Source organism: Kitasatospora sp. NPDC057512 (assembly GCF_042802135.1).
Taxonomy (GTDB): domain Bacteria; phylum Actinomycetota; class Actinomycetes; order Streptomycetales; family Streptomycetaceae; genus Kitasatospora.
Window position 1 is genome coordinate 1 of the sequence record NZ_JBHVET010000320.1, and the last position, 9,055, is coordinate 9,055.

10 protein-coding genes are annotated in these 9,055 nt (G+C 75.5%); 2 read left to right on the top strand and 8 right to left on the bottom strand.

All coding sequences use genetic code 11. From position 1 onward, the window contains the following. Window positions 1–52: 52 nt before the first annotated feature. From ACFU6K_RS21115 to ACFU6K_RS21150, 8 genes are all read right to left on the bottom strand, one after another. Window positions 53–775: a TetR/AcrR family transcriptional regulator gene (locus tag ACFU6K_RS21115; protein ID WP_380665173.1), complete on the bottom strand. Its 723-nt coding sequence runs from the start codon at window positions 773–775 to the stop codon at window positions 53–55. 53 nt (window positions 776–828) lie between these two features. Next, window positions 829–2,106 carry a helix-turn-helix domain-containing protein gene (locus tag ACFU6K_RS21120; protein WP_380665175.1) on the bottom strand — a complete coding sequence of 426 codons (1,278 nt, stop codon included), beginning with the start codon at window positions 2,104–2,106 and terminating at the stop codon, window positions 829–831. Between the two features lie 121 nt (window positions 2,107–2,227). After that, window positions 2,228–3,007 carry a hypothetical protein gene (locus tag ACFU6K_RS21125; protein ID WP_380665177.1) on the bottom strand — a complete coding sequence of 260 codons (780 nt, stop codon included), beginning with the start codon at window positions 3,005–3,007 and terminating at the stop codon, window positions 2,228–2,230. Between the two features lie 161 nt (window positions 3,008–3,168). Next, on the bottom strand, window positions 3,169–4,128 hold the full coding sequence (locus ACFU6K_RS21130; protein ID WP_380665179.1) for an alpha/beta hydrolase: 960 nt from the start codon (window positions 4,126–4,128) through the stop codon (window positions 3,169–3,171). Window positions 4,129–4,232: 104 nt separating this feature from the next. Continuing rightward, window positions 4,233–4,895, bottom strand: a complete 663-nt coding sequence (locus ACFU6K_RS21135; protein ID WP_380665182.1) for a nitroreductase — start codon at window positions 4,893–4,895, stop codon at window positions 4,233–4,235. Between the two features lie 128 nt (window positions 4,896–5,023). Next, window positions 5,024–5,635 carry a flavin reductase family protein gene (locus ACFU6K_RS21140; protein ID WP_380665185.1) on the bottom strand — a complete coding sequence of 204 codons (612 nt, stop codon included), beginning with the start codon at window positions 5,633–5,635 and terminating at the stop codon, window positions 5,024–5,026. Between the two features lie 44 nt (window positions 5,636–5,679). Continuing rightward, complete coding sequence (locus ACFU6K_RS21145) at window positions 5,680–6,423, bottom strand: tryptophan 2,3-dioxygenase family protein (protein WP_380665187.1); 744 nt, start codon at window positions 6,421–6,423, stop codon at window positions 5,680–5,682. 13 nt (window positions 6,424–6,436) lie between these two features. After that, window positions 6,437–7,354 carry a thioesterase II family protein gene (locus tag ACFU6K_RS21150; RefSeq protein WP_380665189.1) on the bottom strand — a complete coding sequence of 306 codons (918 nt, stop codon included), beginning with the start codon at window positions 7,352–7,354 and terminating at the stop codon, window positions 6,437–6,439. Between the two features lie 224 nt (window positions 7,355–7,578). Between ACFU6K_RS21150 and ACFU6K_RS21155 the strand changes: the two genes are divergently transcribed. Further along, window positions 7,579–8,775 carry a cytochrome P450 gene (locus ACFU6K_RS21155; protein WP_380665191.1) on the top strand — a complete coding sequence of 399 codons (1,197 nt, stop codon included), beginning with the start codon at window positions 7,579–7,581 and terminating at the stop codon, window positions 8,773–8,775. A gap of 52 nt (window positions 8,776–8,827) precedes the next feature. Next, window positions 8,828–9,040, top strand: a complete 213-nt coding sequence (locus tag ACFU6K_RS21160; RefSeq protein WP_380665193.1) for a ferredoxin — start codon at window positions 8,828–8,830, stop codon at window positions 9,038–9,040. Window positions 9,041–9,055: the final 15 nt, after the last annotated feature.

Below are 9,055 nucleotides of genomic sequence, written 5' to 3' on the forward strand. Positions count from 1 at the left end.
GCGGGGGGGCAGTGGACGGGGCTCGGCGGATGGGGCCCGGTGGACGGGGGGCTCAGGCGCCGGCCGTCCCGGCCTCGGCCGCCCGCAGCCGGGCCTCGGCGGCCTCCAGCAGCAGATCGAGGGCGTACGGGTAGCCGCTGCGGCGCATGTCGGCGGTGAGCAGGTGGGCGGTGGCCGCGATGTGGGGGTGGTCGGCGGCGTCGAGCCGGGCGTAGGAGGCCTGCCAGACCTGGAGGTCGGCGTTCTGGGCGGCGGACGGGAGGGCGAGGGTGGCGGCGTCCAGGGCGGCGAAGCCGAGGCTCTGGTCGACGAAGGCGTGGTAGATCCGGACGGCCTCCGGGTCGGGGAAGCCCGCGGTGCGCAGGACGCCGAGGATCGTCTCGACGGCGGCGATCTCGTGGGTGCGGCCGGTGGTGCGGTGGGCGGCGAGGATGGCGGCCTGGGGGTGGGCCTGGTAGCTGGCGTGGATGCGCAGGCCGATGGCGCGCAGGTCGGCGCGCCAGTCGCCGGTGGGCCGCCAGTCGTGCTGGGCGCGGCCGATCAGCTCGTCGGCGACGGCGAGCAGCAGGTCGTCGGTGCTGTGGAAGTAGCGGTAGACCGCGCTCGGGTCGGCGCCGAGCGCGGCGCCGAGCCGCCGTACCGTGAGCGCCTCGGCGCCGTGCCGGCCGATCAGCCGGATCGCGGTGTCGACGATCAGCTCGGCGGACAGCACCACGCCCTGCTTGGTGGGGCGGCGGCGCCGCCGTTGCGGTTCGGGGACTACGCGGTCGGTCATGCGCCCGAGGTTATGCCGACACCGTTGACGTAGGCCAGGGGCCGTCTGCCCGCTCAGCCCTCGGCCGGGGCCGGGGCCCAGGCCCTGCCGTCGTGGAAGTAGCTCGGCGCGTCGTGCATGCCCACGGTGCGGAACGGCTGGTTGTCGCCGAGGTCCACCCGCATCGTGCCGCTCCGGCCCTTGCCGGTCCACACCAGTTCGAGGAACCAGCTGACGTCCTGGGACCGGGTGGTGGCGTCCACGTCGATCACCTGCGGGTCCTTGGAGGAGATCCGGTAGGGGAAGTTCGTCGTACCGGTCTTCCGCTCGCCCTCCGAGCCCGGGACGGGAACGGGATGCGGCGCGGCCGCGTCGAGGTCCACCGCGAAGGAGGCCGGCTCCAGCCCGCCGCCGCAGCCGGAGCCGGGCGTGTAGGCGTTCCACTTGGGGGCGGGCCGGGCGCTGACCACCTGGGCGTACATGGTGTTCAGCACGACGGTGTCCGTGTCCGCGCCCAGGGCGGTCAGCTCGATCCGCAGGTGCCCGGCCGGGACGAGGCGCTGGGAGGAGGCCCAGTTGTCGATCCGGCCGGAGGAGGACGGCGGCGGGGTCACCTGGGCGGGGGAGCGGGGGGTGAGGAACCACTGGTCGCAGGCGGAGCCCCAGTTGTTGTTGAGGACCCGGACGGTGAACGGGGCGGGGAGGTCCTCCGGGGCCGCCGGGGCCGCCGGGGCCACCGAGGCCGGGGCGGTCGCGGACGGGGGTGTGGACGGGCTCGCGGGCGGGGCGTCGGCCGTCGGCGGGGTGGTGGCGACGACCGGGGCGGTGGGCGAGGGGGCGGCGGCGTCCGGCGTCCGGCCGCCGGTGCCGCGCAGGACGACGGCGGAGACCACGGCGGCCAGCACGGCCACGGCGGCGGCGCTCAGCAGCACCCGGCCGCGGCGGCGCGGTGTGGCGGGGGCGGGGTCCACGGTCTTCACCTCCTCGTCCGGCCCGGTCGGCGCGACGGCGTCCGGTACGGCCGCCACCGGTGCGACGGCGTCCGGCGCGGCCGCCACCGGCTCGGGGGCCACCGGCCCGGGAGCCACCGGCTCGGGGGCCTCCCGGCGGCGGGCCGCGTCGGCCAGGATCCAGCGGCGGTGCAGTTCGACGAGTTCCTCGGCGCGGGCCCCGCAGGCCCGGGCCAGCCGCTCCACCGGCGCGTACTCGGTCGGTACGGCGGCGCCGTTGCAGTAGCGGTGCAGGGTGGAGGTGCTGACGTGCAGCCGGGTGGCGAGCGCGCCGTAGCTGCGGCCCGAACGCTCCTTGAGCTCGCGCAGCATCGCCGCGAACTCCTCGGTCTCCCTGCTCATGTGCTGCCCTTCCCCCACCCCGGCCCCGGTCCGCGATGCCGTCGGTGTGCGGCTCACGGTACCGGTACCGCGGGTGGCGGCCCGGAGCAGGGGGGAGGCGGGGGGAGGGCGACGGTGCTGGTCAGCCCTGGCCGGCGGTGGCCGCGGAGGCGGCGGCGTCGGCGACGTTCTCCCGGTACAGGCCGAGCTTCGGCTGCTTGCCGACCTTCGCGCCGGCGCCGAGCGGGAAGGTCCGGAGGTCGGCGTTGGGCATCCCGTCGTCGGCCAGGACGTTCAGCTGGTCCCAGTCGCCCGAGCCGCCGCTGCCGGGGTTGAGGTCGACCACCGCGTACGTGCTCCTGCCGGGCGCCAGCGGGTGGGCCGGGGGGCCGCCCAGCCCGCCCGGCACCAGCGGCGTGACGCCGGGGCCGCGGTCGGCGGCGTTCGCCTTGCCGATGGCGACGAGCGGGTAGTAGCTGAGGCCGCAGTAGGCGGCGCCCTGGTTGTGCACCTCGATCACCCGCTGGTCGGGCGCCCCGGCCCGGGTGGTCACCCTGACCGTCAGCTTGTCGGCCTTGCAGGGGTGGGTGTAGGCGTAGGCCTCGTCGCCACCGGCCGCGGCCGTGCCCCCGGTGGCGGGGACCACGGGGTTCCTGGGGCGGGCGGTGCCGGTGGGCGCGGCGGCGGACGGGGTGCCGGGGCCGGGAGCGGCGGCGGCCGGCTGGGCGGCGGGAGCGCCGGGAGCGCCGGGGGCGGCCGGGTCGGCCGCGGTGCCGGGGGAAGCGGCCACGGCCGTCTGGGAGCTCCGGTCGGGCTTCGCGGGCTGGGCCGCGCCGCCGCCGTCGGCCCCGCAGGCGGTCAGGGTGAGGGCGGCGCCCAGGGCGAGGGCGGCGGGCGTGAACAGGACACGGCGAGCGGACATGGAGGTTCCCCCGTAACGGATGCGGATGAAGGAGTGGACCGGGCGGCGGGCCGTCGGCGCCGACCGCTGGGCAGCACTCTGGTCCGCCGTCCGACCGGTCCGCCAGGCCTTCCGTCCGAGTCGGGACGCTGGAACGGTTCCACCCCCTCCGACCTGCGGTTTCACTCCCGCCTGGAACGGCCTTCCGGAACGCTCCGGGGCCCGCCGCGGGCGAGTCCGGCCAGGACGGCGGCGCCGAGCGGGGAGCCGGGGGCGGCGAGCGCGTAGGGGAGGGAGAAGTGGTTGTGGGCGGGGGCGACGAGGTCGGTGAGGGCGGCGCGGGGTCGTAGGGCGGCGGCCATCAGGGCGTGCTGGCGGGCGTACTCGGCGGTCTCGTCGGCGCCGCGGGCGAGGACGACCGGGGGCAGGCGCGGCGGGAGGTGGTGCAGCGGGCTGTTGCGGTGGGCGGCCGCCGGGTCGAGGGCGAGCGCGTCGTTGACGTAGCAGAGGCGGACCGGTTCCAGGTCGTACATGCCGCTCAGCAGGGTGGCGCCGGCGATCGCGGCGGAGACGTCGGGCCCGTGGCGGGGGGTGCCGGGGACGCGGGGGAGCAGGGCCATGGCGGCGAGGTGGGCGCCGGCGGAGTGGCCGGCCAGGTGGAGGCGGTCGGGGGCGAAGCCGAGGGCGTCGGCGTGGCGGTGGAGCCAGTGGACGCCGCGCCGGACCATGGCGACCATGTCGTCCAGCCGGGTGGCGGGGGCCAGGCCGTAGCCGACGACCGCGACGGCGGCGCCCGCCCGGAGCAGCGGCGGCGCGGGGAAGGCGGACTCGTCCTTGGACAGCTCCTGCCAGTTGCCGCCGTGGACGAAGACCTGGAGCGGGGGCGGGCCGTCGGGGCCGTCGGGGGCGGGGAAGTAGTCGAGGGTCTCGGCCGGGTGCGGGCCGTACGGGAGGTCGGTGAGGACGGGGTGGCGGCGGCGGGCGTCCGCGCTGTCCCGGGCGTAGCGGTCCAGGTAGGCCCGGAGGTCGGGGACGCGGTGGCTGGGGGTGTACTGGCGGTCGAGGGCCGCGCGGTCCATGCCCCGGTAGACGGGGACGGGGGCGCGGCCGGGTATGCGCGTCGGGGCCGGGCTCTCGGGCACGGGAGGTCGCCTCCGCGGTTACGTCGGTGGAGCCGTCGGACGTGGGGCCGTCGGACGGTGGAGGTGGAGGTGGAGGGGCAGGGGCAGGGCGGTGTCGGGAGCGGTCAGTCGAGGATGGTGACCGTCTGGTCGAGCGGGGCCCGGCCCACCCGGTAGCGGGGGGCGGCCGGGTCGGGGTGGCCCACGGAGAGGCCGCAGAAGAGCACGAGGGAGGCGGGCGGCGACAGGACGTCCGCGACGGTGCGGTGGTAGACGGACCAGGCCATCTGCGGGCAGCTGTGCAGCCCTTCGGCGCGCAGCAGCAGCATGACGGTCTGTAGGTACATCCCGAGGTCGGCCCACTGGGCCGGTCCCATCGACTGGTCGATGTAGCAGAACAGCGCGGTGGGCGCGCCGAAGCAGTCCCAGTTCCGGACGACCGCCCGCTGCCGGGCGTCCTTGTCCTCGCGGGGGATGCCGAAGGCGCGGTAGCGCTGCTCGGCCGCCTCCCGGCGCCGTTCCCGGTAGGGGGACTTGAGCTCGGGCGGGTACATCTCGAACTCGGGGTCGTCGCCCTGGTCGCCCGAGGAGGCGCGGGCGACGGCGAGCCGCTTGAGCCGTTCCAGCCGCTCCCCGGTGACCAGGTAGGTGTGCCAGGGCTGGAGGTTGGCGCCGGAGGGGGCGCGGGACGCGGCCGCGAGCACCCGTTCGAGCACCTCCCTCGGCACCGCTTGGTCGGTGAACCCCCGCACCGCCCGACGGGTCTCCACAGCCTCGTAGACGTTCACCAGCCGCGTCCTCACGCCTCGCCCGACCGTTCCGGGGCCGTGTCCGGCACTGCCGGGCGTCCCGTTGCTGCAACGGTTCGGGCGCGGAGGAGGTGACGGCCGGGGGCCGAGGTCCCGCCGGACGGGTGTCAGCCGCCGACGGCGTAGCGGTCCAGGGTGCGGACGTACTCGGCGGCGCCCATCCGGCCGACCGACCCCAGCCGGTCCAGGTCGAGGTGGAAGCCGGCCTCGTCGACCAGCCCCTCCTCCGCGACGACGTGGACGACCTCCCCGATGACCACGAAGTGGTCGCCGACCGGCACCACCGAGGAGGTGCGGCACTCGAAGGCGAGGGGCGAGCCGTCGATGCGCGGCGAGCGGACCGCGTGCCCGGGCAGGGCGCGCAGCCCGGCCAGGTCGTACTCCGACTCGCCGTACGGGAGCGGCGTCGCCGTCGTGGTGGCGGCCTCGGCGTGCTTCTCGATCAGGACGTTGACGGTGAACTCCCCGGTGCCGCCCTCGGCGGGGCGGCGGGCGTTGCGGCAGGAGTCCTTCTCGGTGCCGTCGGCCCGCCGGCCGGCGCAGAAGAGCAGCGCCATCGGGGAGTAGCCCACGGCGGTGTAGTACGAGAAGGGCGCCAGGTTGACGGCCCCGCCGGGGGAGACCGTGCTCACCATGGCGATCGGCCGGGGGACCACGCTCCACAGCAGCAGGCGCTGGCGCTGGCGGGCGGTGATGGATGCCACGTCGACGTGCAGCATGGCTCGGTCGCTCCTACGGACTTCGGGTGATGGGAGGCAGGGCGCTACACCGGGCTGGTGGCGAGCACCTCGGTGTGCGGGTTGCCGCGCAGCTGCCGCAGGTCGCGGAACGGGAGGGTGATCCGGTGCAGCAGGTAGTCCTCCCCGGAGGTGCCGCCGGTGCCCTGCTGCCCGCCGACCATCTTGGTCACCAGGCCCAGGTGGGCCACCTTCCAGCGCCAGTAGCCGTTGCCCACGTCGAGCAGCGCCTCGGCGACCCGGTGCGGGCCGCCGCAGGCGACGCCGAGGCGGCAGACGTCGGCGGCGCTCAGGCCCTGCCGGTCGGCGTCGGCCAGGAACGCCCGGTACAGCTCGCTCGTCTCGGGGCCGTCCTCCAGCAGCCGGCCGAGCACCCGGAACTGCTGCGACTGGGCGCCGCTGGCGGTGCCGAGGTAGGGCCGGAACCGGACGAAGTGCCGCAGCGGGAGGCGTTCCAGGACGATCACCTGCTCGTGCAGGACGCGGAGCAACTCGGCGGCCCGCTGGAGGAGTTCGACCCCGTCCTCGGCTCCGCCGGCCGGGTCGCCGGGGGCGTTCAGGAGGTCCCGGGCCAGCCGCAGGTCGGCGACGATCTGTTTGAGCCACAGCTCGCAGGACTGGTGGGCGACGATGAAGAAGTGCTCGGCCAGGGCCACGCTCCGGTCGGTCGACTCGGGGAAGCGGGTCTGCTGGAGCGAGAGCAGGGTGTCCATCCGGAGATAGGTGGAGTAGGTCAGGTCGGTCATCGTCTCGGTGACGGCTTCGGTCATGGTCAGCTCCGCATCAGAGGGCCCGCGCCGGGCGCGGGGTGGGGATGCCCGGGGTGGAGGTGCCCGGGTCGGCGGTGCTCGGGACGACGGTGCTCGGGACGGCGGTGCTCGGGTCGGGGAGGCGCGGTGCCGGGGCGGTCGCCGCGCCGGTGGCCGCCGCGTCGACGGTCATCGCGTCGGCGGTCACCGCGTCGAGGAAGGCGGCGAGGTCGGCGAGGACGCCCTCGGGGTGCTGGAACAGGTGGAAGTGGTGGCCCTCGCGTTCGAGGAGGCTGAACGGTCCGGTGGTGACGGCCGCCCACTCGGCGACCAGGGCGCGGTCGACCAGCGGGTCCTGGGTGCCGTGGTGGCAGCGGACCGGGCAGGCCAGCGGCGCGGTCCTCGGCTCCACCCGGTACTGCTCGTGCGCCGTGAGGTCCGCGCGCAGGACGGGCAGGACGGCCTCCGCGACCTCCGGTTCCTCGGGGAGGTCCGGGTCGATGCCGCCCAGGGAGCGGATCAGGGACCACAGGACCTCGTCGGACAGTCCGGCGGCCCGGATCCGCCCGGCCCGGCCGGGCGGCGGGCAGCTGGAGGCCAGCAGGCCGGCCGGCGGGCGCCCCAGGGTGCCGAGGGTGACGGCGGTCTCGTAGCCGACGAGGGCCCCGAGGCTGTGCCCGAACAGCACGGTGGGAAGCGGCGGCAGGCGCAGCAGTTCGGAGGCCAGCTCCGCGCTCAGCGCGCGGACGTCGGTGGACGGCGGTTCGCCGAAGCGGTCGCCGTGCCCGGGGTACTGCACGGCCAGCAGGTCGACGGTCGGGGGGAGGGCGGTGGACCACGGACCGTAGCCGGCCGCGCTGCCGCCGGAGTGCGGGAGGCAGACCAGCCGTGCCGTGGCCGCGGGCGCCCGGACCAGTGCCCGCAGGCAGTGGTCGCGGCGAGTACGAAGCATGACGGAACTCCTCCGCTTCGGAGTGCGGGTGCTTCGGCAGGTGTCCGCAATCTTTCGGCTCTTCCTCCCTGACCGGACCGGCCACGAAAGAGTTCTGACACAACTGAAAGAGATCCGACACAACTGGCGCGGGCCGCTTCGGGGCTCTGTGAGGATCCGGTCACCGGGCCCGTGCCGAGCACTGCACGCAGTGCGTTTCCCGTCTTCCGTGGGGTTTGTGGACGATGAGCCGAACCGTGACCGCCTCGCTCGACCTGACCGACTCACGCACCTTCCTGGCGCACGATCCCTTCGAGTTCTTCGCCGGGGTACGGGCGAGCGAGCCGGTGTACTGGCACGCCGCCGCGGCCGACCGTCCGGGCTTCTGGGTGGTGGCCGGGTACGCCGACGTGGTCGCCTGCTACGGCGCCGCCGGCGCGCTCGCCTCGGGCCGCGGCACCGTGCTCGACGTGCTCCTGCGCGGCGACGACTCGGCCGGCGGCCGGATGCTCGCCGTCACCGACCGCCCCCGCCACCGCGGGCTGCGCGCGCTGCTGTGGCGGGCGCTGTCGCCGAAGGTCCTCGACACCGTGGCCCGCAAGGTCGAGCGGCGCACCGCCGGACTGGTCGGCGCCGCGCTCGACGCGGGCACCGTGGACTTCGCGACCGACGTCGCCGAGCACGTGCCGATGAACACGATCTGCGACCTGCTGTCCGTTCCGGAGGCGGACCGGCCGGACCTGCTGCGCTGGAGCAAGGGCGCGCTGACCGGGGCGGACGAGCTCGACTCGCTCGAATCCCGCAACGAACTGGTGCTGTACTTCATGGACTTGGCGCAGCAGCGGCGCGAGTCCCCGGGCGAGGACGTGATCAGCACGCTCGCCACCGGCCTGGTCGACGGCGAACCGCTGAGCCTGGACGACATCGCGCTCAACTGCTACAGCCTGATCATCGGCGGCGACGAGTCCTCACGGGTCTCCGCCGTCAGCACGGTCAAGGCGCTGGCCGAGAACCCCGCGCAGTGGCGGGCGCTCCGGGACGGCCGGGTGAGCCTGGACTCCGCCGTGGAGGAGGCCCTGCGCTGGGCCACCCCCGCGTTCCACTTCGCCCGCACGGCCACCCGCGACCAGGTGATCGGTGGCCGGCGGGTGCGGGCGGGGGACATCGTGTCGCTGTGGAACATCTCGGCCAACAACGACGAGCGGGCGTTCGCCGAGCCGCGCTCCTTCGACCTCTCCCGCTCCCCGAACAAGCACGTCGCGCTGGGCCACGGCGCCCACTTCTGCCTGGGCGCCTTCCTCGGCCGGACCGAACTACGGGCTCTGCTGGGCGTGTTGGCCGAGACGGTGCGCGGCGTGGAGGTGACCGGGCCGGCCGCCCGGATCCGGTCCGCCTTCCTCAACGGCTACAGCTCCCTGCCGGTGCGGCTGCTCCCGCGCTGAGCGTCCCGGGCGGGGCCCGGGAACCGGAAACGAACGGAGAAGAGGGAGAACCATGCGGGTGACGGTGGACCGACAGCGCTGTATCGGCTCGGGGATGTGCGTGATCACCGCGGACGAGGTCTTCGCCCAGCGGGACGAGGACGGCACCGTCCGGCTGCTCACGGCGGAGGTGGCGGACGAACTCCGGGACCGGGTACGGCAGGCCGCCCACCTCTGCCCGTCGCGGGCGATCACCGTCAGCGCCGGGCCGGAGGTGGAGCGGTAGCGCGCGGAGCGAGCC

Bases quoted from the DNA above. Each gene is read 5' to 3' on its own strand.
- ACFU6K_RS21150 (WP_380665189.1), bottom strand. From the start codon at position 7,354: ATGCTTCGTACTCGCCGCGACCACTGCCTGCGGGCACTGGTCCGGGCG.
- ACFU6K_RS21115 (WP_380665173.1), bottom strand. From the start codon at position 775: ATGACCGACCGCGTAGTCCCCGAACCGCAACGGCGGCGCCGCCGCCCC.
- ACFU6K_RS21125 (WP_380665177.1), bottom strand. From the start codon at position 3,007: ATGTCCGCTCGCCGTGTCCTGTTCACGCCCGCCGCCCTCGCCCTGGGC.
- ACFU6K_RS21155 (WP_380665191.1), top strand. From the start codon at position 7,579: ATGAGCCGAACCGTGACCGCCTCGCTCGACCTGACCGACTCACGCACC.
- ACFU6K_RS21145 (WP_380665187.1), bottom strand. From the start codon at position 6,423: ATGACCGAAGCCGTCACCGAGACGATGACCGACCTGACCTACTCCACC.
- ACFU6K_RS21120 (WP_380665175.1), bottom strand. From the start codon at position 2,106: ATGAGCAGGGAGACCGAGGAGTTCGCGGCGATGCTGCGCGAGCTCAAG.
- ACFU6K_RS21140 (WP_380665185.1), bottom strand. From the start codon at position 5,635: ATGCTGCACGTCGACGTGGCATCCATCACCGCCCGCCAGCGCCAGCGC.
- ACFU6K_RS21160 (WP_380665193.1), top strand. From the start codon at position 8,828: ATGCGGGTGACGGTGGACCGACAGCGCTGTATCGGCTCGGGGATGTGC.